Origin of the sequence: Rhizobium sp. WYJ-E13, assembly GCF_018987265.1 — a bacterium.
Lineage (GTDB): Bacteria > Pseudomonadota > Alphaproteobacteria > Rhizobiales > Rhizobiaceae > Rhizobium.
On sequence record NZ_CP076853.1, the window covers coordinates 2,618,567 to 2,643,969 of the forward strand.

Sequence of the window (25,403 nt, forward strand, 5' to 3'; positions counted from 1 at the left end):
TGATCGCCCTCTATGCATCTGATATCTTAAGGATCAGGACCATCGCCGATCTCCACGAGGCCGAAACGCTCCTGGATCGGCAGGATCACTTCGGGCGTCCTGGCGTCCGCCCGTTCAAGCTCCAAGAAGAAATGCTCGAACCCGCCGGGCGTGACGAAGCCCATCATCCGGCCCATTGTGTCTGCGACATTGCGCCAATGATGCGGCACGTTCGGCGGCAAGACGACGACGGATCCGACTGGCGCCTCGATCATCTCGTTTCCGCACCAGAAGCGGTAGTTTCCTTCGATGACACGAAAGACCTCCGTCTCGCGCGTATGCATGTGCCGCGACGGACCGGTTCCCGGCGCCGAGAAGGTTTCCCAGATGCCGTAAGCGCCGGCCGTTTCCTCCGCCGTTGCATGAATGAAGACCTGCCCGCCATGCGGATGCCTCGCAATCCGCTCACGTCCGGGCAATGACGCCACTGCTCTGTTGAACTGTGCCATTGAAGTTCCCCCAAAACTCTGCAGGAAGCCTAGCAGAAATCTTTGCCGATTGCAGCGCAAGGCATGTGCAACCGCACTATTCGTCGTGCGAGAGGATGATATCGAGGAAAGCGTCGCCGTAACGTTCGAGCTTCGACTGGCCGACGCCGGAAATGCCGAGCAGTTCCCTGCGGCTGCGCGGCCGCTCGGTGGCGAAGGCGATCAGCGTCGTATCCGGGAAGACGACATAGGGCGGTACGCCAAGCGACTTGGCAATCGACATTCGCTCGGCCCTGAGCGCTTCGAAGAGCGCGCCGTCCGCACCCGAAAGTCCGGTCCTGCGCTCCGCGCGCTCGGTCTTTTTCGCCCGGCGTTCGGAGGGCGCGCGATCCTTGCGGAAGAAGACCTCGCGCTCGCGCTTGAAGACGGCGCGCGCCTCCGGCTCCAGCTTCAGAGCTCCGAAAGCCTCGTGATCGACACGGATCAGCCCCATCGCCATAAGCTGGCGATAGACCGATTGCCATGTCCGAACAGCAATATCCTTGCCGGCGCCGAAGACGGGCATATCGACATGGCGGAAGCGCTCGGTCTTCTCGTTGACATTACCGACGAGCACGTCGATGACATGGCCGGCGCCAAAACGTTCGCCGGTGCGATAGACTGCCGCCAACGCCTTGATCGCCGCCTCCGTTCCATCCCAGGTCTCGACCGGCTTCAGGCAGGTATCGCAGCCGCCGCACTTGCCCCCGTGTGCTTCGCCAAAATGCGCCAGGATCGCCTGCCTCCGGCAGGATGCCGTCTCGCAGATCGCCAGCAGCGCATTCAGCTTGCCGCGCTCGATACGCTTGATCTCGTCGGCCGCATTGCCCTCATCGATCATCCGCCGGCGCTGGATGACATCGGCCATGCCGTAAGCCATCCATACCTCGGACGGCAGGCCGTCACGTCCCGCGCGGCCTGTCTCCTGATAATAGGCCTCGACCGAGCCCGGCAGATCGAGATGGGCGACATAGCGCACATTCGGCTTATCGATGCCCATACCGAAGGCGACAGTCGCAACAAGGCAGAGTTCTTCTTCCTTCAGGAAGGCATCCTGGTTGGCGTCACGCAGCGCCCGGTCCATGCCGGCGTGATAGGGCAGCGCCCGGATGCCCTGCGTGTTCAGCCAGTCCGCCGTTTCCTCCACCTTGGCGCGCGACAGGCAATAGACGATGCCGCTGTTGCCCTTGTGGCCGGAGAGAAAGCGCAGGAGTTGCTGGCGCGGCTGATCTCGTTCGACGATCTCATAGGAAATATTCGGCCGGTCGAAGCTCGTCGTGAAAACAGCGGCATTATCGAGCATCAGCCGCTCGATAATGTCTTCCCGCGTGTGCGGATCGGCGGTAGCCGTCAGCGCGATGCGCGGCACGTCGGGATATTGCTCGGTGAGCTTGCCGAGTTCGCGATATTCCGGCCGGAAATCATGGCCCCACTGCGAGACGCAATGCGCTTCGTCGATCGCGAACAGCGCGATCTTCGCATTGCCGATCAACTCGCGGAAACCATCCATCAGGATACGCTCCGGGGTGACATAGAGCAGGTCGAGATCGCCGGAGGAAATGCCGCGGCGGATTGCGACATATTCCTCGCGCGATATCGAGGAATTGAGCGCTGCGGCACGAATGCCGAGCTGTTTCATCGCCTCGACCTGATCACGCATCAGCGCAATCAGCGGCGAGACGACGATGCCGAGACCCTGGCGGCAAAGGGCCGGGATCTGGAAGCAGAGCGACTTGCCGGCCCCGGTCGGGAAGAGCACGACGGCATCGCCGCCGGCGACGACATGCTCGACCACTTCCTGCTGCCTGCCGCGAAAGGCGGAATAGCCATAGACGCGCTTCAGCACGTCGAGCGGCTGCGCCGTGCCTGCAAACAGGGCATCGGAGGCGGAGAATAGCGGTTCGTCGCGTTCGGTCTGCGGCATCAGTGGCTCGCAGCGCCCTTGACGCGGCCGGAGAGCACACCGAAGCCGTCGATGATGGCTTCCTGGTTCTCAAGCCGCAGCGCCTCGAAATGCACTTCCTGGGACGCGCGCATCAACCGGTCAATCTCGGAATCATCGCCGGCCTCCGTCGCCTGCGCGATATCGCGCTCCAGCTCGATCTTCTGCCAGCGCAGATCCTTGGCGCGCTTGTGGAAGGCAAGCGCTTGACGATAGCCCTCGCGGGCGTCCTCCATCGCCGCCGCCTCGGTCGCCGTCCAGAGCCGGGCGTTGCGCACCTGCTGATCGAGGTTTTTCAGGAGCGGGCCGAAACCCGCGACGTCGAGGCATTCCATCAGATAATCACGCGTCAGATGCGGCCCGGCAACGACTGCCGCCGCCCCCAGCATCGCCGCCCAGAGTTTCTGCAACTCGCGATTGTCGTAATCGACTGCGGCAATCTCATCGTAATCGTCAAGCATCAAGGCAGGATGATTGATAACCGTCAGGGCCAGCACGCATTCCCTGAGCGCCGCATTGTCCTGATGGCCGCGCACGAGACCCGAGCGAGCCAGACGATCCGACGCTGCGACCGGGGTTCGAGGTCCCGCGGGAGCGCCACCCTTCTGGCCTCGAAAATTGCTACCACCAAAATTGCGCCGCTCGCCACCGCCGCGGTTCTGGAACTGTGGCTGGAAGAAGCTGTTCAGGCGATCGCGCATATCCTGCTGGTAATGGCGGCGTACATTTTCGTCGGCAATGACGGCCACGAGCTGTCTCAGCCGCGCTTCCAGTTCGGCGCGCGCTTCCGGCGTGTCGAACTTGCCGCTCCGCGCCTCCCGATCCCACAGCATTTCCGAAAGCGGCTTTGCCTGCGCCATGACCTTGTCGAAGGGCGCCCTGCCCTCGTGCTTCACGAGGTCGTCGGGATCCTTGCCATCAGGCAGCAGCGCGAAACGCACGCTACGCCCCGGCTTCAGATGCGGCAGTGCAAGATCGGCGGCGCGATTGGCAGCGCGGATGCCGGCACTGTCACCATCGAAGCAGAGCACCGGCTGCGATGTCATCTTCCAGAGCAGATCAAGCTGGTTTTCGGTCAATGCCGTGCCGAGTGGTGCGACAGCATTTTCGACGCCGGCCTGATGCAGCGCGATGACGTCCATATAGCCTTCGACAGCGATGATCGTGCCCTCGCCGTTCGTGCCCTGCATTGAGCGGCGCGCACGGGCGAAATTGTAAAGCACACTGCCCTTGTGGAAGAGCTCCGTCTCGTTGGAATTGAGATATTTCGCCGGCGCATCCGGCGACATGGCGCGTCCGCCGAAGGCGATGACCTTCTCGCGAGAAGAGAGGATCGGGAACATGATGCGGTCCCGGAACCGGTCATAGGAGACCGGCACGTTTTCATGCACCACCAGGCCGCACGCCTCGATCTGCTCCTTGCTGACACCCTTGCCGGCCAAAAATTCTTTCAGCGCATTGCGGCTGTCGGGTGCAAACCCGAGCCTGAAGGTCTCGATCGTGCGGCCCGTCAGCCCGCGGTCGCGCAGATAGGCGCGCGCCCTGGCGCCATTGGCCGTCTGCAACTGATCCTGAAAGAACTGCGTCGCCATTTCCATGACGTCGAGAAGCGAAGTGCGCTCCTTCTCCCGCTTTTCCATTTGCGGATCGACAACCGGCATCGGCACGCCAGCCATGTCTGCGATCGTCTGAACGGCTTCGGGAAAGCTCAGGCCCTCAAGCTCGGTCAGAAAGCGGAAATGATCGCCGGTCACGCCGCAGCCGAAGCAATGGTAACGACCCTTGCGGTCCTCGCAATGGAAGCTCGGCGACTTCTCGCCATGGAAGGGGCAGCAGGCCCAATAGTCGCCGCGCGATACGTTGGTCTTGCGCTTGTCCCAGCTCACGCGCCGCGCAATCACGTTCGATATGGGAACGCGGTCGCGGATATCGTCCAGGAAGGTGGGTGAAAAGCGCATCTCTACCTCTTGCAGAACCTCCATATAAGCAGCTTTGCCATGCTGCGCCACGAAACTTCTGCCTTAAATCCCGCTTTTCACAGGGCCGGAAACCCTGTCAAAAATCTCGGCAAACGCCACTCAACAAAGCGTTATCGGGGCCCTGGTAGAGGGTGCGACATTTTTGACATATCTCAACTTTCGAGACACCGGCATTATCCACTCCGCGAAAATCGCTCTTTAGAAAGAGCAAGTAAAAACAATTTGTTATAAAGATTCGACCAGTTTGCACCTTCCGCTCGGAGGAACGCCGCGCGCCTCCATATTTGCAGCCCGGCAGGCCGAATCCGAGATTATTATATTTTTGTAATTTGAATAAGCCGGGGCCTGGCCATAAGTTCGATCTCAACAAAGCGATCCCCAAGCGAGGCACCATCCCTACCCCCGGCGCCGCCTCGCAAGGGTGCCTTTGCAAATACCCGCCGGCTTGGGTTTCAACCCTGCGTCGCTGACGGAAGCAAAGAGCAAGAAGGCAGGAGCGCCCCCAGCTCCTGCCTTCTTATTTTTGGGCTTATGCGCTGCAGCTTTTATTGAGCTTTACCTTACCAATTAACCCCTGAAATACAAAAGCATTGACACTTCCAATAGGCGTGGCAGATGAATGCGCAAAACTCCTGGACAGCGCTATGGCCCACACCGCAGAAAAACTTGCAGCTGACGATAATTTTCTTGCTGCAATTCTTCATTGTGCCAATCAAATGCTCGCAATTTACCGCGATAGCCCGCGTATTGCATCAATATTCGCCGCACAACAGCGCTGGCTGATGGCGCATGCGGGCTTCGCTCTCTATTACGGCTATCCAGGCGATGAGAAGCGCGGCCTTTATTCTGGCCGGTTCATCGATTTCGCCGTCCAGAACAAGATCGCCAGCCGCAACACCGCAGCCGCCTTCGTGCAGGAAATGTTGGTCTATCGGTTCTTGCGGTCCGCTCCGGGCGAAGACAGGCGCACCCGCTTTCTCGAACCGACGGAAACGGCTGAACAGCATTTCACCAAATGGCTGGTCGCGCACCTGATGATTCTGGATAACCTCGATGGTGGTGGCCGCGCGGAAAATCTGACGGCCGATCCCACATTGATCGCCCGCCTCCAGCCGCTCATTGCCAAAAAGATCATCGAGACCGAAGCTGTCCGCGATCCCGGCGCCACCTTCAATCTCTTCAACTGGGCTAATTCCGGCGGCCTTGTGATGGACTATCTGATTTCGCGCCTGCCGGGCTTTCCGCGTTCTGCCGACTACGTCGTCGTCGGCCCGCTGTCGCTGCGCGAGATCCGCGACCAGTTCATGATCTCCAACACGCACCTGAAGCGCTTGCTCACGCAGGCGGCGAATATGGGAAGCGTGGGCTGGACCGAACCGCCGAGAAAGGGCGATTTCTGGCTCTCGCGCGGTTTCGTACTCGAATACTGGAATTATCAGGCGGCGAAATTCGCCATCATAGACGCCGCCACCGAGCAAGTGCTGGGGCCTGCGGTCGAAGAACAACCGCAGGCGAGACGTCTTATTTCAGCAGCTCTTTGACCGTGCCGGAAGCCTTGGCAAAGTCCATCTGGCCGGCATAACGCTCTTTGAGAGCAGCCATGATCTTGCCCATGTCCTTCGGGCCTTCGGCGCCCACGTCCTTGATGATGGCGGCGATATTGGCGCGCACTTCATCGTCGGAAAGCTGCTTCGGCAGGAAGTCCTGGATGACGGCGATTTCGGCGCGTTCCTTCGCGGCAAGCTCCGGACGGGCATTGTCCTCGTAGATCTTCGCCGACTCATCGCGCTGCTTCACCATCTTGGCGAGGATCTGCAGCACTTCATCGTCGCCTGCTTCTTCCTTGCCGGCGCCGCGATTGGCGATGTCGCGATCCTTGATCGCAGCCTGGATGAGGCGGATGGTGCCGAGTCGGTCCATCTTCTTTGCCTTCATGGCCTCTTTGAGCTCAGTGGCGAGTTGATCGCGCAGCATGTCACTACTCCTTTTAAAATGGCGCTTTCATAAACCACGCTGATGCATGGGATCAAATAAATTGCGAGAATCCGGCCAATATCAGCAGGAAAAGTACCGCAATCTGCGGTACAAAGATTGACCTAGACAAAGAGCGTGGCTATCTACCGCCACCTGCACCAAAATTCGTGATCAGGCGTCAAACGCGGCCAAAGGCGCGCGCCTGCGCCTGCGAGATCAAAAGGCCGGCTCGCGTATCCCAACGCAAAAAGCCCGCCGGAAACGGGATGAAGATGACCGCGACAGCACCCTGGACCACCGAAAAGCCGACCGCCCTGCTCGTTCTTGCCGACGGCACCGTCATCGAAGGCAAGGGCATCGGCGCAACTGGCAAAGTCCAGGCCGAAGCGGTCTTCAATACGGCACTGACCGGTTACGAGGAAATCCTCACCGACCCCTCCTATCTCGGCCAGATCGTTACCTTCACCTTCCCCCATATCGGCAATATCGGCACCAACGAAGAAGATATCGAAGACCTGACGCCGGCAGCTCGCCACGGCGCGGTCGGCGTGATCTTCAAGGCCGACATTACCGAACCGTCGAACTATCGCGCCGCCAAGGATCTCGACGCCTGGCTGAAGGCCCGTGGCATCATCGGCCTCTGCGGCATCGATACCCGCGCGCTGACGGCCTGGATCCGCGAAAACGGCTCGCCGAACGCTGTCATCGCCCATGACCCCCAGGGCAATTTCGACGTTGAAGCCCTGAAGGCGGAAGCCAAGGCCTGGAGCGGCCTCGAAGGCCTCGACCTCGCCAAGATCGCCTCTTCCGGCCAGTCCTCGCAGTGGTCGCAGACACCCTGGGTCTGGAACGACGGCTACGGCGAACTCAGCGCTTCCGACAGCAAGTACCATGTCGTCTGCCTGGATTACGGTGTGAAGCGCAACATCCTGCGCCTCTTCGCCGGTCTCGATTGCAAGGTCACCGTCATGCCGGCAACGACCAGCGCTGAGGACGTGCTCGCCCTGCAGCCGGACGGTATCTTCCTGTCGAACGGCCCGGGCGATCCGGCCGCGACAGGCGAATATGCCGTGCCCGTCATCAAGGAACTGATCAGCACCGATATCCCAGTCTTCGGCATCTGCCTCGGCCACCAGATGCTTGGCCTCGCTCTCGGCGCCAAGACCGAGAAGATGCATCAGGGCCACCACGGCGCAAACCATCCGGTGAAGGACCACACGACCGGCAAGGTCGAGATCGTCTCCATGAATCACGGCTTCGCAGTCGATACGAAGTCGCTGCCCGAAGGCGTTGAGGAGACTCACGTTTCGCTGTTCGACGGCACCAATTGCGGCCTGCGCGTTCTCGGCAAATCGGTCTTCTCCGTCCAGCACCATCCCGAAGCCTCCCCCGGCCCGCAGGACAGCCACTACCTCTTCCGCCGCTTCGTCAACATGGTGCGCGAGAAGAAGGGCGAACCGGCGCTCGCCGAACGCTGAAGGCGGCCTATCAGTCCAGCTTTTGACCAAAAACACGATCTCCTCGTTCATCGCGGAGGTCGTCTTATCAAGGTATCGCCTGCCAAACGTATTTTACAGAATTTATGCCAGCCCGTCTCGTAGCTCAGGAACGGCGCCATGTCTGACGGAATTATCAAACTGCTGAAGCCGGAAGATGGGGAGGTTTTCAAACAGATTCGGCTTGAGGCATTGCGTTCCGACCCCGCCGCATTCGCGAGCCGCGCGGAAGATTGGGAGATATTGTCTCTTGATGAATGGAGTAGCCGGTTGATTGAAATGCCGGTCTTCGTCGCCTTTCAGCAGGATGAACCGGTCGCGATCATGGGGTTGATGTGGCAAAAGCCAAGCAAGATGGCGCACCGGGCAACCCTTATCATGGTTTACGTGCGCGCCAGCCAGCGAGGAACAGGCGTTGCTCGTAAACTTCTGGAGCAAATAACGAACCATGCCGTCGCCCACGGGATCAGGCAGATCGAATTGGCGGTCAATGCAGAAAATCCCGCGGCACGCCGTTTCTACGAGCGCGAAGGTTTCGTTGAGATAGGCCGAATTCCGGGCGCGTTTCTCCAAGACGGCGTGGAAGTGGATGAGGTTATGATGTTTCGCCGGATTGGCCCCTGAGCCTCCCATGAGGCTTCACAAGGGCGGACGCGTTGTAAACATCGCCGAATTCTCCTGCATCTGGCGTCCGCGGCGGGATTGCCCCGCCCAAGCGGGTCTTTTCTTTCTCCGCATATTGACCTCAACTTAACTTGAGGAATTACAGAACTGCTTGCAACACCTCAGATGCAGGAGAAGACTGGATGAGCGGAGCTTTCTACAGGATAGACAAATTCATCGTGCCGGCAGCGGCGCGCGAGGAATTTCTCGTCAATGTGATGATGACCCATAAGGTGCTGGAGGCACAGGACGGCTTCATCAATCATACGGTGCTGGAACAGGTTGCCGGTCCCGGCGAATTCAATTTCGTGACAGTCGCCGAATGGGAAAGCGCCGATGTCGTCGAGCGCGTGCGGGCTGTTGTTACAGCGGCCCATAAGGCCGCCAATTTCAACCCGCAGGAAATGTTTGCGCGTCTCGGCATTCGCGCCGATATCGCCAGCTACAAGCCTGTTGCGGCCTAACGGCTGATAAGGCGGCCGGCTCAAGCGCCGGTCGCAGTCCCTTCCCGGCGAACGAGAATATAGAAGCGCGCGCAGAGCATGGCGGCAGCGGCCGCAAGCCCGACGAGGAAGCCGAACCAGATGCCGAGCCCGCCGAAACCGAGCGGGAAGGCAAAGGCCCAGGCGAGGAAGAAGCCGATCGGCCAATAGGCAATCAGCGCCAGGATCATCGGCACACGCGCATCCTTCAGCCCACGCAGCAAACCGCTGGCGATTGCCTGCAGGCCGTCGACAAACTGGAAGAGACCGGCAATGACGATCAGCGGACCGGCATATGCCAGCACCTGCGGCGCCTCCGGCAGGCTGACATCGAGAAACAGACGTGCCAGAAGCTGCGGTATGGTCGCAAAAATGATGCTGCCGATGATGGCGGCGATGCTGGCGATGATCAGCACCGTGATCGCGGCCCGCACCAGCCCGGCATGATCGCCCTGCCCGTGCGCGACACCGACGCGCACGGTTGCCGCCTGACCGAGGCCGAGTGGAATCATGAAGGCCATCGACGCCCACTGCAGCGCGATGCCGTGCGCTGCAAGCTCGATCGTACCGATATGGCCCATCAGCAGAGAGGCGGCGGTGAACAGGCTGACTTCGGCGAGGATCGTAATGCTGATCGGCAAGCCCAAGCGGATGACCTCGAAGAAGGCATGCCAGTCCGGCTTCCAGAAACGAACGAAGATCTCGTAGCGCCGCGTCTCTTCCCTGCCCTGCACATAGGACAGGATGAAGAGGAAACCGGCCGCCTGCACTGCGACAGAGACGATGGCAGCGCCTTCAAGCCCCATGACCGGCAGGCCGAAGTGACCGAGTACAAGGATGTAGGCGCCGATCGCATTCAGCACCAGCATGGCGATCGTGACCTGGAGAATGACGCCCGCTTTGCCGATGGCGCTGACGAGCGCGCGCATGACATTGTAGAGCAGGCCCGGCAGCACGCCGAACTGGCCGATGATGATATAGCCGTGCGCGAGCTTCGCGACCTCAGGCTTCTGCCCGAAATAGCGCAGGATCGCCTCGGAATTGAAGAAGGCCGGCTGCATCAGCAGCCAATAGCAGATGACCACCCAGATCCCCATGCGCAGCGACCGGCGAACCGTCACCACGTCGCCGCTGCCATAAGCGTGTGCCACCATCGGGATGACGGCGATGGCAAAGCCCGAGCCGAAGATCAGGATCGTGAACAGGAATTGCGCCGAAAGCACCATGGCCGCGAGATTTTCGGCTCCGAGCTGGCCGACAATCATCACGTCGGTCATGCCGATGCCGAATTGCGCCAGTTGCGCACCGATCAGCGGCACGCCGAGCATCAGCGTGGCGCGGATATGCGCAGACCAGCGGTTGTCGGTTGCAGGCGCAATGGTGCGCACGTCGATCGGCGTGTCCATGACACTATTCCTGAGATTGAATCGTTAACGGCCGCAGGGCGGCAAAATATTATGCCGGCTTAGAGCAAAGCGGCGCAAAGAACCATCCCAAAACAGGCAGATGCTGAAAAATTCATCACAGCTTCACTGTTTTTGATGGATCACTCAGCGGCGTTGAAAGCTCCCGCCGGCGCCTTCGAAGTCGTCACCCGCATCAGGAATACAACTGCGGCGACAAAGATGAAGACGGCTGCCAAGAGATAGGGCGCACCGGCGAAAGTGATCGGCGCATCTGGTTTGGTGAAATAGCCGAACATCTGCGTGAAGATCAGCGGGCCGATGATCGTTGTAATACTGCTGATGCTGGCGAGCGCGCCCTGCAACTCGCCCTGCGCCGAGGGCGGCACCTTGCCGGCGGCAATGCTGCGCAACGGCGGGTCGGCGACATTTTCCATGACTGTCAACACGATCACCGTATAGACGACCCAGCCCTCCCAGGCGAAAGCATAACCTGTGAGGGCGGCCATCGAGAAAGACAGGCCGAGTAGCGCCGTCTTCCATTCACCGAGAACAGGCACGACACGCGGTAGCACGAGCCCCATGACAAGCGCGGCACCGATGCCGTAGATGCCGAGCGACAGGCCAATCTGCCCTTCGCTCCATCCGTATCGGAAGGTCGTGACGAAGGACCAAACCGAAGGATAAACGGCATGGGCGAGGAAAAACATGAACATCACGAGGCAGACCCAGCCGATGCCGTGATAGTGCCGCATCTGTCGCAACGCACCGAGCGGGTTTGCGCGTTTCCATTCGAACCTGCGGCGGTTCTTCGCATCGAGCGTTTCCGACAGCAAAAAGCAGGCGGCGACGAAATTAACGAAGGAAAGCGCTGCCGCACCGAAGAACGGCACGCGCGGCCCGAACTCCCCAAGAAAGCCGCCAATGACCGGGCCGACGGTGAAACCGACGCCGAAGGCGATGCCGATCAGGCCGAAATTCTTCGCGCGGTTCTCTTCATTGCTGATATCGGCGATATAGGCCGAGCAGGTCGCAAAACTGCCGCCGCTGATGCCGGCAAGCACGCGGCCGACGAAGAGCATCCAGTAGCTGGTGGCCACAGCGCAGATGAAATTATCGAATGCGAAGGTCAGTACCGAAAGCAGCAGGATCGGACGGCGCCCGAAACGGTCGCTCAAGTTTCCAAGCAGCGGCGCAAACAGGAACTGCATCAGCGAATAGATGAGCATGAGCCAGCCGCCATCGACTGCCGCATCGCTGACCGTTCCGCCCGTCAATTGCTCCAGATAGACAGGCAGGACCGGCATGATGATGGCAATGCCGATAACGTCCAGAAAGAGAATGATGAAGACCAGGAAAAGGCCGCGGCGAACGAATTTCGGATCGAGCATGAAGCATCTCTACAGCTGATATTTTCTGGAAAGACGATCTGGTCGCCGGATCTATGACATAGCTCATTGAAATGGCCGAAACAATCCGTGAACATTTCAATGTTTTTGATGGCGAGGCGGGCAAAATAGATGGTTCAGGCGCTCTTTCTCTGTTCCATCCGCACGAAATCCACAAAAGCCCGCAGCGGTGCGGGCATATGATGACGGCTCGGATAATAGAGGAACGGGCCGGAAAATTCGCTGTCCCATTCGCTCAGGATCGGCATCAGCCGGCCATCCGTGATACCGGGCACAACCAGCTCCTCGAAAGTTCTGACAACGCCGAGCCCGGCAAGCGCCGCCTCGATTTCCATCTCAACCGCGTTGGCGATGACGGGACCTGACGGCGTGATGACCAATACCTCTTCTCCACGTTCGAATTCCCAGGGGAGCGAGGCTCCGCTTAGGAAGCGATGGCGGATGCAGCTGTGCTCCAGCAGATCCCGCGGATGCTGTGGTAAGCCGCGCCGCTTAAGGTAGGCGGGGGCGGCCACCGTCACATAGCGCTGCCTGCGTGGACCGATCGGCACCGCGATCATGTCGCGCTCCAGCCTCTCGTCGTATCGAACACCGGCATCGAAACCGGCGGCCAGCACATCGATAAATGTATCCTCGGCGATGATTTCAAGCGTGATCTGCGGGTAAAGCGCCAGAAACCGCACGGCGAGATCAGCCATGAAAAGCCTCACGACAATGCTTGGTACATTCAGCCTGAGCGTACCCGCCGGATTGTCGCGAAAACTGTCGAGTTGGCCGAGCGCAGCCGCCACTTCCGAAAGCGCCGGCGAAAGTCGTTCAAGCAATCTCTCGCCCGCAGCCGTCGGCGTAACGGAGCGCGTCGTGCGGTTGAGAAGCCTGACGCCGAGGCGCTCTTCCAGCCGCCGCAGGGAGTCGCTGAGTGAGGAAGCGGAAACCCCGCGCTTGCGGGCCGCGGAGCGGAAACTGCGCTCCCTTGCAATTGCGGCGAAGGCATCCAGATCACTGAGGGGAAGATCATCCACTGTGCATTTTTCCGTACGGCCTGTTCGAGACTATCCGGATTATCGCACAAACTCGGCCGCGGTAAAACAGGATCCGAAGACGCCATCGGGCGCCGCTGAAGGAGAAGAAGATGCAGACCTATCGTTTGGGAAAGACCGGCCCGGAAGTCTCGGTCATCGGCCTCGGCTGCATGGGCATGTCGGGCATGTACGGCCCGTCAGACCGCGCTGAGAGCATTGCCACCATTCATGCGGCGCTCGATGCCGGCATCAACCTGCTCGACACCGGTGATTTCTATGGCATGGGCCATAATGAAATGCTGATCGGCGAGGCGCTCAAGGGCCGCAAGCGAGAGGACGTTGTCGTCAGCGTCAAGTTCGGCGCGCTGCGCGATCCCGCGAATGGCTGGAACGGCTATGACACCCGTCCGATCGCCATAAAGAACTTCCTCGCCTACACGCTGCAGCGCCTCGGCGTCGATTATATCGACATCTACCGCCCTGCCCGCCTCGATCCAAACGTGCCGATCGAGGATACGGTGGGCGCAATCGCCGATCTCATTAAGGCCGGCTACGTCCGCCATGTCGGCCTCTCCGAAGTCGGCGCCGATACGATCCGCCGGGCTGCTGCCGTGGCACCGATCGCCGACCTGCAGATCGAATATTCGCTGATCTCCCGCGGCATCGAGGATGAAATCCTGCCCGCGACCCGCGAGCTCGGCATTTCCATCACCGCCTATGGGGTGCTGTCGCGCGGCCTCATCAGCGGCCATTGGCAGAAGGGCCAGCAGTCCGCCGGCGATTTCCGCGCCGTCAGCCCGCGCTTCCAGGACGGCAACGTTGATGAGAACCTTGCTCTGGTCGAAGAACTCAGAAAGATCGCCACACTCAAGGGCGCCTCGGTCGCCCAGGTCGCCATCGCCTGGGTGGCGGCACAGGGCAAGGATATCGTGCCGCTGGTCGGCGCCCGCCGCCGTGATCGCCTGACAGAAGCGCTCGGCTCCCGTGCGGTGGAACTGACGTCTGACGATCTTTCTGCCATCGAACGCGCCGTGCCGAAGGGTGCTGCCAAGGGCACCCGTTATCCGGAAGCCCAGCTCAGGCACATGGACAGCGAAAAGTAAGCTCTCGCTTTGCCGGCACCTTGCCCTAGAGCCTTTCCTGGTTAGATTGCAGCATTCTGTTGGCTGAAACGGGCCGTCTGATCGACCGGCCGGCTTAGCCGTAGATCTGGGCTACGACGCGCGCCTGCCGGTCGACCATCCGACTCCATTTGAGCCAACAGAATGCTGCAATCTAACCGGGAAAGGCTCTAAACGCCGGGTGCCGGATCTCCCGATCAAATCGGGTTGGAGAATGTATCGCAGGCTGAAAGCTGTCCGCTGTCGAAACCGCGCTTGAACCACCGCATACGCTGCGCCGACGTGCCGTGGTTGAAGCTTTCGGGAACGACATAGCCCTGCGAGCGCTTCTGCAGCGTATCGTCGCCGATCTGCTGCGCCGCGTTCAGCGCCTCCTCCAGATCGCCGGCGTCGAGAATGCCCTTCTGCTGCGTATACTTGCCCCAGATGCCGGCGAAGCAATCCGCCTGCAGTTCAACCCGGACCGACATCCTGTTGGCATCGGCCTCGCTCATGCTCTGGCGCGCCTGATTGAATTTCGGCAGGATGCCGAGCAGGTTCTGCACATGATGGCCGACCTCATGGGCAACCACATAGGCTTCGGCGAAATCGCCGGATGCGCCGAACTGGTCGGAAAGCTGCTGGAAGAAGGCCGTGTCGAGATAGACCTTGTGATCACCAGGGCAATAGAATGGCCCGGTCGCAGCGGATGCAAATCCACAGGCCGACTGCGTCTGTCCGGAGAATAGAACGAGGCGCGGTTCCTCATAGTCTTTGCCCTGCGACTGGAAGATGCCGTGCCAGGTATCTTCGGTTTCAGCAAGAACCGTGCGGACGAAGGCGGTCATCTCGTCATTGGCCGGAGCCTGCGAAGAGGATTCACTTTGCGTGTAGCCACCCCCGCCCGTCGAGCCGCCGCCATCCATCACCTGTATCAGATCGATGCCCATCGCCTTGAAGATCAGGTAGATGACGACGAGGAAGATGATCGTGCCGATGCTGAGCCCACCGCCGCGACGGCCAACGCCGCCGCCCGATGGAAAGCTGAAGCCGCCACCGCGGCCGAATGGATTGCGTCCCATACCACCGGATGGGTCGCTACGGCGATCCTCGACATTGTCGGACTGACGCCGGCCTTTCCATTCCATGATCGATCTCCCCGGCGATGCGCCTCATGCATGCTCTTAGGAGTCAGTTATATATCCGGTGCGAAGGCAAATTCCAGCCGCCTCATCACGCCGCCCGGCTGCGGCGCGGCCGAAATCGGATGGCGCCAACGATCGCAGCGGCGACCAGCCCGAGCATCGCTGCGGCTAGCCAACTGTTGCCGGAGAAGGCGACAGCACTCATCAACCGGCCCGGCAACAGCGTGGCAAGGCCGGCAACGACGATGCCGCCGAAATACATGCCGAGCACTGCCCGCTTGTGACCGCGGATATCGTGCCGCCGCGCAGCCACTATGGCCCGCCAGCTTCCAGCCAGCACCGCGATGGAAAGAAGGTGGATCGGACTGAAGCCATAAAACAGATTGATCTGGTGAATGAAGAAGCTCGAGAGCGCCGTCATGACCATCAGCGCCATCCAGATCTTGCCGAGTAGCCGGTGCCTTGGCGTGCCCTTCGGCCGGGCGATCAGATAGGCGCCAAGGATTGCTGCCGGCACAACGGCGAGGACGTGGATCTGAATGGCAAGAGGTGCATTGAACAGTGGGTCGAGGGTCATGGTCGGCTCCGGTTGAAATCGCCCCCTGTTTCCGGCATGACTGCATTCCTCTCAACAAAGATGGCGTAAACGGCGAGGAAACTTCGTGGATCACCCATCCTTGCAATCCACGCTTCGCGAATTGCAGCTCTTCTGGCGCTCTTCGCGCTTCTGGGGAACTTTCCTCGCCGTTGTCCTGATCTTTGTAGTGACCGGTCCCTACGGTACGATGGACAGCATGCCGGCCGGTAAGCGCCTCGCCTATTGGCTAATCCTGCATGCCGTCGCATGGTCGATCGCCATCCTGTTTTCGGTGCTGGCCGATGCCCTGCTTCGCAAGGTGCTCAATCGGATGTTTTGGCGCATGATGATCGGCTCGCTGATCGCCGCTTTACCGATCGGCTTTGCGATCGGTCTCGTCGACTATGCCTTCATCGGCGATCCGGTCTCGCTTGGCAGCCTCTACAGGGTCGTCTTCGCGCTGCCGCTCTGCGCACTCTTCTGCTTCCTGACCTATCTCACGATGCATCGCCAGATCGAACAGGCAACAGCAGAGATACCCCCATCGACCTCGATTCTCGACCGGCTGAAGCTGCACAATCGCGGCGCCCTGCTGCGCCTCTCCGTGCAGGATCATTATACCGAGGTCGTCACCAGCCGCGGCCGCGAACTGGTACTGCTACGTTTTTCCGATGCGCTCCGGGAGATCGGCGCAACGCCGGGACTTCAAGTCCACAGGTCGCACTGGGTCGCCGACGCCCATGTCGAGGCCATCAAACGCGACAACGGCAAGATCCTCATCCTCACTCGCGACGGCACACAGATCCCGGTCAGCCGCAGTTTTGCCGAGGAAGCGCGCCGCCGTTTCGGCTGAAGAAATGCCGGTAATTGCTTGACGCGACTCCCGCTTTCCCGCTTCCTGACGGCGAGGAGACCTGGAGGAGTATGCCGATGAAAGCCGTGCGCCTGGAAGCGACGGGAAAACTGTTCCTGCGCGAGGTCGAAAAGCCTATTCCCGGACCGGGCGACCTGCTTGTCCGTATCGAAGCCTGCGGCATCTGCGGCACCGACCGGCATCTCTTGCTCGGCGAATTCCCCTCCCATCCACCGGTGACGCTCGGCCACGAATTTACCGGCATCATCGAAGCCGTCGGCGCCGACGTCATCGGCTTTCGTCCCGGCATGCGTGTGACGGGTGATCCCAACATCGCCTGCGGCCGCTGTGAGCAATGCCATGATGGCCGCGTCAATCTCTGCCGCAACTTGCGGGCAATTGGCATTCACAGCGATGGCGGTTTCGCCGACTATGTCATCCTCCCGCAGAAACAGGCCTTCGCCCTGCCGCTCGAGCTCGATCCGCTGCACGGTGCCTTTTGCGAGCCGCTCGCCTGCTGCCTGCACGGCGTCGATCTCGCCAACATCAAGACAGGCGCTTCCGTCATTGTGCTTGGCGGCGGGGTGATCGGCCTGCTGACCATCCAGCTTGCCCGGCTTGCCGGCGCGACACGTATTCTCCTTGTCACCCGCAATGCCGAAAAACGGGCACTTGCCGAAAGCTTCGGTGCCACCGCCACCTTCGATCCGTCACGGGCGGATGTCGTCAGCGGAATCACCGGCGCGGATGGCTTGCTGCCCGGCGGCGCCGATATCGTCTTCGAATGCGCCGGCGTGCCGGAAACCATGGTGCAGGCGCCGAAGCTTGCCAAACGCGGCGGTACTGCCGTCATCCTCGGCGTCATGCCGCAAGGCGCAAGAATCGAGATCGAACCCTTCGACCTGTTGTTCCGGGAGGTGAACCTCGTCAGCTCCTTTCTCAACCCGTTCACCCATCAGCGCGCCGCCGATCTCATTGCCTCGGGTGCGATCAAGGTTGAGCCACTGATTTCCCGTCGGATCACGCTCGAACAGGCACCGGAAGCGATTGCCAATCCTGCTTTTGGGGGCGAGATTCGAACGCTTGTGATACCTGCCAGGCAATAGGCTTCCAAAGGCCGGTCCGAATTCCTGTCGATTCCGTGATTTATGGGGTTCCGTTTGCAAAAACATTTGCCTATAAGCCGCTTCTAGCCTGAAAAGACCCTCAATGCGCGACCCGACCCGGTGACCTCCCACCCTGGCCGGCTTTTTGCGCAGCCAGACAATGGATATCGCCCATGCCGAAGCGCCAAGACATCAAATCGATCCTCATCATCGGCGCGGGACCGATCGTCATTGGCCAGGCTTGCGAATTCGACTATTCCGGCACCCAGGCCTGCAAGGCGCTGAAGGAGGAAGGCTACCGCGTCATCCTCGTCAATTCCAACCCGGCGACGATCATGACCGATCCGGGTTTGGCCGATGCAACCTATGTCGAGCCGATCACCCCTGAAGTCGTCGCCAAGATCATCGCCAAGGAGCGCCCGGACGCGCTGCTGCCGACCATGGGCGGCCAGACGGCGCTGAACACCGCCCTCTCCTTGAAGCGCATGGGCGTGCTCGACCGCTACAATGTCGAGATGATCGGCGCCAAGCCTGCCGCGATCGACAAGGCCGAAGACCGCGCCCTCTTCCGCGAGGCGATGGCCAAGATCGGCCTCGAAACCCCGCGCTCGATGCTGGCAAACGCCACCGACATCAAAGATACCGACCGCAAGACGCATGAGGCCGAACGCGCCAAGCTGCGCGAAAGCCTCTCCGGCGCCGACCTCGACAAGGCGCTCGACGAACTCGAAAACCAGTGGAACCTCGGCGAGAGCGACCGCAAGCAGCGCTACATGAGCCATGCGATGGCGATCGCCGCCCAGGCGCTCGACCATGTCGGCCTGCCGGCCATCATCCGCCCGTCCTTCACGCTCGGCGGCACCGGCGGCGGCATTGCCTATAACCGCTCGGAATTCTTCGAGATCGTCGGCGGCGGCCTCGATGCCTCGCCGACCACCGAAGTGCTCGTCGAAGAATCCGTTCTCGGCTGGAAGGAATATGAGATGGAGGTCGTCCGCGACAAGGCGGATAACTGCATCATCATCTGCTCCATCGAAAACATCGATCCGATGGGTGTCCATACCGGCGACTCGATCACCGTTGCCCCGGCGCTGACGCTGACGGACAAGGAATACCAGATCATGCGCAACGCCTCGATCGCGGTGCTGCGCGAGATCGGCGTCGAGACCGGCGGCTCGAACGTGCAGTTCGCCGTCAACCCGAAGGACGGCCGCCTCGTCGTCATCGAAATGAACCCGCGCGTGTCGCGCTCGTCTGCACTGGCTTCGAAGGCCACCGGCTTCCCGATCGCCAAGATCGCCGCCAAGCTTGCGATCGGCTATACGCTCGACGAACTCGAAAACGACATTACCGGCGGCGCGACGCCGGCGTCGTTCGAACCGTCGATCGACTATGTCGTCACCAAGATCCCGCGCTTCGCTTTTGAGAAATTCCCCGGCGCCTCGCCGGTGCTGACCACGGCCATGAAGTCGGTCGGCGAAGTCATGGCGATCGGTCGCACCTTCGCCGAATCGCTGCAGAAAGCGCTGCGCGGCCTCGAAACCGGCCTGACCGGCCTCGATGAAATCGAAATCCCCGACTCCGAGGAAGGCGAATCCAGCCACAACGCCATCCGCGCCGCAATTGGCACGCCGACCCCGGATCGCCTGCGCATGGTCGCCCAGGCACTGCGCATGGGCCTCAGCATCGAAGAGGTGCACGAAGGCTGCAAGATCGATCCGTGGTTCATCGCCCAGCTCAAGAACATCGTCGATATGGAAGCCCGCATCCGCGAGCACGGCCTACCTGACGATGCCACCAATCTGCGCATGCTGAAGGCCATGGGCTTCTCCGACGCCCGCCTTGCCACACTGACCGGCAAGCGCCCGAAGGAAGTGGCCGAGCTTCGCAACGGCCTGAACGTCCGCCCGGTCTTCAAGCGTATCGATACCTGCGCTGCCGAATTCGCCTCGCCGACCGCTTATATGTACTCCACCTACGAGACACCCTTCGTCGGCACTGCGCGCTCTGAAGCTCTCGTGTCCGACCGCAAGAAGGTCGTCATCCTCGGCGGCGGCCCGAACCGTATCGGCCAGGGCATTGAGTTCGACTATTGCTGCTGCCACGCCGCCTTCGCGCTGAAGGATGCCGGCTATGAAGCGATCATGATCAACTGCAACCCGGAAACGGTCTCGACCGACTACGACACGTCAGATCGCCTCTATTTCGAGCCACTGACGGCCGAAGATGTGATTGAAATCCTGCGCGCAGAGCAGGAAAAGGGCGAAGTCGTCGGCGTCATCGTCCAGTTTGGCGGCCAGACACCGCTGAAGCTTGCAGAAGCCTTGGAAAAGAACGGCATCCCGATCCTCGGCACCGCGCCCGATATGATCGACCTCGCTGAAGACCGCGACCGCTTCCAGAAGCTGCTGATGAAGCTCGATCTCAACCAGCCGAACAACGGCATCGCCTACTCAGTCGAGCAGGCCCGTCTCGTCGCGGCTGAAATCGGCTTCCCGCTGGTCGTTCGCCCGTCCTACGTGCTCGGCGGTCGCGCCATGCAGATCCTGCATTCCGAAGGCCAGCTCCAGACCTATTTGCTCGATACCGTTCCGGAACTGGTGCCCGAAGATATCAAGGCGCGTTACCCGAACGACAAGACCGGCCAGATCAACACCCTGCTCGGCAAGAACCCGCTGCTGTTCGACAGCTATCTCAGCCACGCCATCGAAGTGGATGTCGACTGCCTGTCCGACGGCACGGACGTCTATGTCGCCGGAATCATGGAACATATCGAGGAAGCCGGTATCCATTCGGGCGATAGTGCCTGCTCGCTGCCACCCCGCACGCTCTCCCGCGAAATGCTCGACGAGCTGGAACGCCAGGCCAAGGCGATGGCGAAAGCGCTCAATGTCGGCGGCCTGATGAACGTACAGTTCGCCATCAAGGACGACACTGTCTACGTTCTCGAAGTCAACCCGCGCGCTTCCCGTACCGTGCCCTTCGTCGCCAAGACCATCGGCGCGCCGATCGCCAAGATCGCCGCGCGCGTCATGGCCGGCGAGAAGCTCGATGCGACCTTCGCAGCCTATGGCGAAAAGCCCGACCCGCGTGCCCTCAAGCACATCGCCGTCAAGGAAGCTGTCTTCCCCTTCGCCCGCTTCCCCGGCGTCGATACGCTGCTCGGACCGGAAATGCGCTCCACCGGCGAAGTCATCGGCCTCGACACCGATTTCGCGCTGGCCTTCGCCAAGTCGCAACTCGGCGCCGGCGTCGAACTGCCGCGTGAAGGCACGGTCTTCGTCTCCGTGCGCGACGCCGACAAGCCGCGCGTCCTGCCGGCAATCCGCATGCTGGTCGAGCAAGGCTTCAAGGTGCTGGCGACCGGTGGCACGGCCCGCTTCCTCGCAGAAAACGGCATCGAAGCGACCAAGATCAACAAGGTTCTGGAAGGCCGTCCGCACATCGAGGATGCCATCCGCAACCGCCAGGTCCAGCTCGTCATCAACACGACCGACGGCAACAAGGCGATCTCGGATTCGAAGTCGCTGCGCCGCGCCACGCTGATGCAGAAGGTACCCTACTACACCACGATGGCCGGCGCCGAAGCCGCCGCCCAGGCCATCAAGGCGCTCAAGGCCGGCAATCTCGAAGTCCGCCCGCTGCAGAGCTACTTCTGATCCCAAGCGAAGGGGCCTCGCCTCTTCGCCCTTACCTCGGCGTCCCAGCAAAACTGCGACCCAAAATTGCAGACATGGATACTTGGTGTTAGCCTGCTCCCCGGCCGTATCGGGGAAGCAGCATGTCGAAGAATATCGTCATTCTGTTCGACGGCACGTCGAACGAGATAACTGCAGACCGCACCAATATTTTGCGTCTGTTCGGAACGCTGAAGCGCTCCGACGAACAGATCGTCTATTACGACCCCGGCGTCGGTACGCTGGGTGCGGCAGATGCCTGGTCGCCCTTCTACCGCAAGTCTATCGAGGTCTGGGGCCTTACCACTGGTTGGGGTCTCGATGAAAATGTCAAAGGTGCCTACCGCTTCCTCGTCGAAAATTACGATGCCGGCACGCCCGACGATCACGGAGGCCATCCCGACCGGGACCGCATCTGTATTTTCGGTTTCAGCCGCGGCGCCTACACGGCCCGCGTTCTCGCAGGTTTTATCCATGCCTTTGGGCTGTGCAGCAAATATCACCTGAACCTGCTCGATTACGCCTACAGAACCTATAAAGGCATTCCCGAACAGGAGCAGCGCGCCGATGGCGGAGATCCGTCATCGGCCTTCAAGAGCATGCGGCTCTATGAGCGCATGCTGCGCAACGACCGTCCGCCGATCAAACTGCTCGGCCTCTTCGATACCGTTGCTTCGGTCATCGAAAAGGGCAAAGGGCGCATTCAGTTCAAGACGCATCCTTTCACCCGAAAGAATCCCAGCGTCGAATTTGTGCGCCACGCAATGGCAATCGACGAGCGAAGAACCATGTTCCAGCCGGAAGTGTGGACGCCGGATCAGGACTATCGCGGCAATCCCTTCAAGCCCGCGACCGCAAAGCAGGATTTCAAGGAGGTCTGGTTTGCCGGTGTCCACGGCGATATCGGCGGCGGTTACCCGGAGGCTGAGAGCGCCCAGATCAAGATACCGCTTGACTGGATGATCCGCGAAACGGGGCCTGCAGGCCTGCTCTACGTTTCGCGTACAATCAACAACATCGTCCTTGGCAAGAGCGACAAGTACTATGTCGAACTCAATGCGGCCGCACCACTGCATGACTCAATGAGCGCAGGCTGGAAACTGCTCGAATATATTCCGCGGCGCGTGCCGGAAAACTCCTGGCGCAAGCGCGGCGACAGAAGGGGCATTTATCTGCCCCGCGAAGACAGGCGTTTCATCCCCGATGGCGCAAACCTGCATGAATCCGTGAGGGTGCGCATGGTGACCGGATATAATCCGCCGAACCTGCCGAAAAATCCGGTCTTCGTTTCCTGAATCGAATTCTGTACTCAGGCAGCCAGAGCCTTGATCTGATTCATGTCTTGCCGGAAACGAGCAAGCTCATGCGCCTTCCTGTCTTCGTCCGGGATTCGCAGCAGATAGGAAGGATGCACCGTCACAAAAAGCAGGCGTCCCTCCTCCATGGCGATCGGCCGACCGCGGACATCCCCCAGCTTCTGCTTCTCCCCGGTGAGCGAATAGAAGGCGGTCGCACCCATCGCCACGATCAGCCTCGGCTTGACGAGATCGAGTTCAAGCTTCAGCCACCAGCGGCATTGCTGCACTTCCCCCAAATTGGGCTTCTGGTGAATGCGGCGCTTACCGCGCGGCGCGTACTTGAAGTGCTTGACGGCATTGGTGACATAAAGCCGCGATCGATCGATGCCAGCCTGCGCAATCGCCTCGTCGAAAACCTTTCCGGCCGGACCGACAAAGGGACGACCGGCAAGATCTTCCTGATCGCCCGGCTGCTCTGCGACGACCATGATCTCGGCATTATGCGGTCCCTCGCCGAAGATGGTCTGCGTCGCCCTGGCATGCAGCGGACAGCGGCAGCAGACAGCGGCCTCCTCGCGCAATGCATTAAGCGTTCCGGCCGGCGCCATTTCCGGAGCCGGCACGCGGGCAGCTGCCTCCTTTATGCGGTTGTGGTAGGGAAGCGGCATCGTCGCCTCACGCTCGGCCATGGCAAGCACCTTGGCTTCCGCATCGGCTATCAGGCCGGGGATGAGATCGGCTTCCGGCAGGTTCTTCCAGTATTTTTTCGGCATCTCGGCCTGCATGGCCTTCACCTTCAACCGCGCTGGGTTGAAGATGCTGGCATAATAAGTGCGCCAGAGATCGTCGGTCGCATCGCTGATATCAGGCTTCTCGCAAGGTACGTTGCTCGTCGTCAGCCGCTCGCCATCCCAGGCGGCCGATCCCTTCGGCGTTGCGATCAGCCAGTCCATGTCGGTGAAGCGGCGCTGGAAAAAGGGCGCCTTGCGCGCGACGATGTAGTGATCCGGCTCAAACCAGGCGATGAATTTCCGCCGCTCCCCGGCAGGTGCCGCCACTTCCTTGAAGCGCACGAAGGCCGTCATCTTGTGAGCGTCGCGATACACGCTCTTCTGCATCAGCCGAAGACGCGAGACCTCTTCGTCGGATGCCAGATCCAGCAGATTCCGATTTTCCAGCAGCCGCCAGAGCAGACTGTAAAGCAGCGAAAAGCGCTTGGCATCGCTATGACAGATCACTACCTCGGCCAACGCCATGAAGGCCGGCGGAACGCTCATCGGCCTGGCGCCGGCGGGAGGATCGGGCGGCAAGGCATCGCGCTGGAAAGCAAAGCCCGGCTCGCTGCTCTTTTCCTGCCAGTCGATTTCGTCAGGCAGAATTCCGGCCGCGGCAAGGGCGCGGGCAGCCTTGCGCCATTCCTCGAAATCCCCCCTGCCCTCCAGAACGACGCGGCGCATCATAGCAGCGACAATTGTTCGGGTTGCGGTTCGAACATGGCGCGCAGATCCGGCCGATCGACAAGGCGACGCGGCGTCCAGCCCTCGGCAGTGATGAAGGCCTGCACCTTGCGAAGGGAGACACCAAGCCGCGGCAGATCCTCAAGCCGCAACCGGCGCTGCCGCCTCTCAGTTAGGATAGCCTTCACCGTTTTGGTACCGAGCCCCGGTACGCGCAGGAGCTTCTCGCGATCGGCGCGATTGATATCGACAGGGAAGTTTTCGCGATGGCCGAGCGCCCAGGCAAGCTTGGGATCGAGATTAAGATCCAGCATGCCGCCCTGCTGCGCCGAGGTAATCTCGTCGATGCCGAAACCATAAAAGCGATAGAGCCAATCCGCCTGATAGAGCCGATGCTCGCGCATCAGCGGCGGCTTGATGAGCGGCAGGTTTTTCGAACTGTCAGGGATCGGGCTGAAGGCTGAATAATAGACACGTTTGAGACCATAGCTGCTGTAAAGCTGACCGCTGGTCGACAGGATGGTCGCATCATTGGCGCCGTCAGCGCCGACGATCATCTGCGTGCTCTGGCCGGCCGGCACGAAGCGCTTGCGCCGCTTGGTCTGCAGCGTCGGCTCTTCTGCCGCTTCGATCTTCAGCCTGAGATCGCCCATCGAGCGGCGGATGCTGGCGGGCTTTTTCTCCGGCGCAAAACGGCTGATGCCGCTATCGGTCGGCAGCTCGATATTGAGCGACAGGCGATCGGCATAGAGTCCCGCCTCCTCGATCAGATGTGGAGACGCCTCCGGAATGGATTTCAGGTGGATATAGCCGCGAAAATGATGCGTGGCGCGCAGTTCGCGCACGATGCGTACCATCTCCTCCATCGTATGGTCGGAAGAGCGGATAATGCCCGAGGAGAGGAACAGGCCCTCGATATAGTTGCGCCGATAGAATTCCAGCGTCAGCCAGACGACTTCCTCCGGCGTGAAGCGGGCGCGCTCGACATTGCTGGACGAGCGGTTGATGCAATAGGCGCAATCGTAGATGCAGAAATTGGTGAGCAGGATTTTGAGCAGCGAAATGCATCGTCCATCCGGCGCATAAGCATGGCAGATGCCTGAGCCTTCGGTCGAGCCGAGCCCACCGGAGGCAGACGAATCCCGTTTGACCGTGCCGCTGGAGGCGCAGGATGCATCATATTTGGCGGCATCGGATAGGATCGCCAACCGTTCTTTAAGCGACTTCTTCATCATCTTGTTCACTAAATGTTCACGGTGGCAAAATCAAGACCGAGCAATGAGCCTCCCTGCAACTTCCCTTCAAAAGCAGGCA

20 protein-coding genes are annotated in these 25,403 nt (G+C 60.6%); 9 read left to right on the forward strand and 11 right to left on the reverse strand.

All coding sequences use genetic code 11. The features are described 5' to 3' along the window. Positions 1-26: 26 nt before the first annotated feature. The 3 genes from KQ933_RS13230 to dnaG all read right to left on the reverse strand — a co-directional run bounded on the left by KQ933_RS13230 (position 27) and on the right by dnaG (position 4,406). Positions 27-488, reverse strand: coding sequence for a cupin domain-containing protein (locus KQ933_RS13230; RefSeq protein ID WP_216755312.1), 462 nt, complete (start codon positions 486-488; stop codon positions 27-29). Positions 489-564: 76 nt separating this feature from the next. Then, entirely contained in the window at positions 565-2,430 is a 1,866-nt protein-coding gene (gene recQ, locus KQ933_RS13235) for a DNA helicase RecQ (RefSeq protein ID WP_216755313.1), read from the reverse strand. Further along, positions 2,430-4,406, reverse strand: a complete 1,977-nt coding sequence (gene dnaG, locus KQ933_RS13240) for a DNA primase (protein ID WP_216755314.1) — start codon at positions 4,404-4,406, stop codon at positions 2,430-2,432. Before dnaG ends, recQ begins: the two co-directional genes overlap by 1 nt. 665 nt (positions 4,407-5,071) lie before the next feature. Between dnaG and KQ933_RS13245 the strand changes: the two genes are divergently transcribed. Then, positions 5,072-5,968, forward strand: coding sequence for a hypothetical protein (locus tag KQ933_RS13245; protein ID WP_216755315.1), 897 nt, complete (start codon positions 5,072-5,074; stop codon positions 5,966-5,968). Here the strand turns inward: KQ933_RS13245 and KQ933_RS13250 are convergent. Continuing rightward, positions 5,949-6,401 carry a GatB/YqeY domain-containing protein gene (locus KQ933_RS13250; RefSeq protein ID WP_216755316.1) on the reverse strand — a complete coding sequence of 151 codons (453 nt, stop codon included), beginning with the start codon at positions 6,399-6,401 and terminating at the stop codon, positions 5,949-5,951. The two genes, KQ933_RS13245 and KQ933_RS13250, sit on opposite strands and share 20 nt — an antisense overlap. A gap of 272 nt (positions 6,402-6,673) precedes the next feature. On the opposite strand from KQ933_RS13250, the gene carA reads away from it, so the two are divergent. The 3 genes from carA to KQ933_RS13265 all read left to right on the forward strand — a co-directional run bounded on the left by carA (position 6,674) and on the right by KQ933_RS13265 (position 9,024). Further along, the gene (carA, locus tag KQ933_RS13255) at positions 6,674-7,879 is read left to right on the forward strand and encodes a glutamine-hydrolyzing carbamoyl-phosphate synthase small subunit (RefSeq protein WP_216755317.1); all 1,206 of its coding nucleotides are present in this window, start codon (positions 6,674-6,676) and stop codon (positions 7,877-7,879) included. A 138-nt stretch (positions 7,880-8,017) separates the two neighbouring features. Next, complete coding sequence (locus KQ933_RS13260) at positions 8,018-8,521, forward strand: GNAT family N-acetyltransferase (RefSeq protein WP_216755318.1); 504 nt, start codon at positions 8,018-8,020, stop codon at positions 8,519-8,521. 182 nt (positions 8,522-8,703) lie between these two features. Beyond that, positions 8,704-9,024 (forward strand): antibiotic biosynthesis monooxygenase, encoded by a 321-nt coding sequence (locus KQ933_RS13265; RefSeq protein ID WP_216755319.1) that lies wholly within the window; start codon positions 8,704-8,706, stop codon positions 9,022-9,024. A gap of 20 nt (positions 9,025-9,044) precedes the next feature. Here the strand turns inward: KQ933_RS13265 and KQ933_RS13270 are convergent, their stop codons facing one another. From KQ933_RS13270 to KQ933_RS13280, 3 genes are all read right to left on the reverse strand, one after another. Then, positions 9,045-10,448, reverse strand: a complete 1,404-nt coding sequence (locus KQ933_RS13270) for an MATE family efflux transporter (RefSeq protein ID WP_216755320.1) — start codon at positions 10,446-10,448, stop codon at positions 9,045-9,047. A gap of 140 nt (positions 10,449-10,588) precedes the next feature. Then, entirely contained in the window at positions 10,589-11,836 is a 1,248-nt protein-coding gene (locus KQ933_RS13275) for a TCR/Tet family MFS transporter (RefSeq protein WP_216755321.1), read from the reverse strand. A 134-nt stretch (positions 11,837-11,970) separates the two neighbouring features. Continuing rightward, the gene (locus KQ933_RS13280) at positions 11,971-12,876 is read right to left on the reverse strand and encodes a LysR family transcriptional regulator (RefSeq protein ID WP_216755322.1); all 906 of its coding nucleotides are present in this window, start codon (positions 12,874-12,876) and stop codon (positions 11,971-11,973) included. A gap of 110 nt (positions 12,877-12,986) precedes the next feature. Between KQ933_RS13280 and KQ933_RS13285 the strand changes: the two genes are divergently transcribed. Then, positions 12,987-13,979, forward strand: coding sequence for an aldo/keto reductase (locus KQ933_RS13285; protein ID WP_216755323.1), 993 nt, complete (start codon positions 12,987-12,989; stop codon positions 13,977-13,979). A gap of 215 nt (positions 13,980-14,194) precedes the next feature. Here KQ933_RS13285 and KQ933_RS13290 read toward each other — a convergent pair whose 3' ends face one another. Both KQ933_RS13290 and KQ933_RS13295 read right to left on the reverse strand, forming a co-directional pair. After that, positions 14,195-15,124, reverse strand: coding sequence for a neutral zinc metallopeptidase (locus KQ933_RS13290; RefSeq protein ID WP_216755324.1), 930 nt, complete (start codon positions 15,122-15,124; stop codon positions 14,195-14,197). An 85-nt stretch (positions 15,125-15,209) separates the two neighbouring features. After that, positions 15,210-15,698, reverse strand: a complete 489-nt coding sequence (locus KQ933_RS13295; protein WP_216755325.1) for a DUF2306 domain-containing protein — start codon at positions 15,696-15,698, stop codon at positions 15,210-15,212. Between the two features lie 85 nt (positions 15,699-15,783). Between KQ933_RS13295 and KQ933_RS13300 the strand changes: the two genes are divergently transcribed. The 4 genes from KQ933_RS13300 (at position 15,784) to KQ933_RS13315 (ending at position 22,629) form a co-directional block, all read left to right on the forward strand. Further along, on the forward strand, positions 15,784-16,551 hold the full coding sequence (locus tag KQ933_RS13300) for a LytTR family DNA-binding domain-containing protein (RefSeq protein WP_216755326.1): 768 nt from the start codon (positions 15,784-15,786) through the stop codon (positions 16,549-16,551). 77 nt (positions 16,552-16,628) lie between these two features. Next, positions 16,629-17,657: a zinc-dependent alcohol dehydrogenase family protein gene (locus tag KQ933_RS13305; RefSeq protein WP_216755327.1), complete on the forward strand. Its 1,029-nt coding sequence runs from the start codon at positions 16,629-16,631 to the stop codon at positions 17,655-17,657. A gap of 173 nt (positions 17,658-17,830) precedes the next feature. After that, a complete protein-coding gene (carB, locus tag KQ933_RS13310; RefSeq protein ID WP_216755328.1) occupies positions 17,831-21,316 on the forward strand; it encodes a carbamoyl-phosphate synthase large subunit in 3,486 nt (1,161 codons plus the stop codon). A gap of 122 nt (positions 21,317-21,438) precedes the next feature. Then, positions 21,439-22,629: a DUF2235 domain-containing protein gene (locus KQ933_RS13315; RefSeq protein ID WP_216755329.1), complete on the forward strand. Its 1,191-nt coding sequence runs from the start codon at positions 21,439-21,441 to the stop codon at positions 22,627-22,629. 14 nt (positions 22,630-22,643) lie between these two features. On the opposite strand, the gene KQ933_RS13320 is transcribed toward KQ933_RS13315, so the two are convergent. Both KQ933_RS13320 and KQ933_RS13325 read right to left on the reverse strand, forming a co-directional pair. Then, positions 22,644-24,089 carry a UdgX family uracil-DNA binding protein gene (locus tag KQ933_RS13320; protein ID WP_216758906.1) on the reverse strand — a complete coding sequence of 482 codons (1,446 nt, stop codon included), beginning with the start codon at positions 24,087-24,089 and terminating at the stop codon, positions 22,644-22,646. Beyond that, positions 24,089-25,321, reverse strand: a complete 1,233-nt coding sequence (locus tag KQ933_RS13325; RefSeq protein WP_216758907.1) for a putative DNA modification/repair radical SAM protein — start codon at positions 25,319-25,321, stop codon at positions 24,089-24,091. Before KQ933_RS13325 ends, KQ933_RS13320 begins: the two co-directional genes overlap by 1 nt. Between the last annotated feature and the right edge of the window lie 82 nt (positions 25,322-25,403).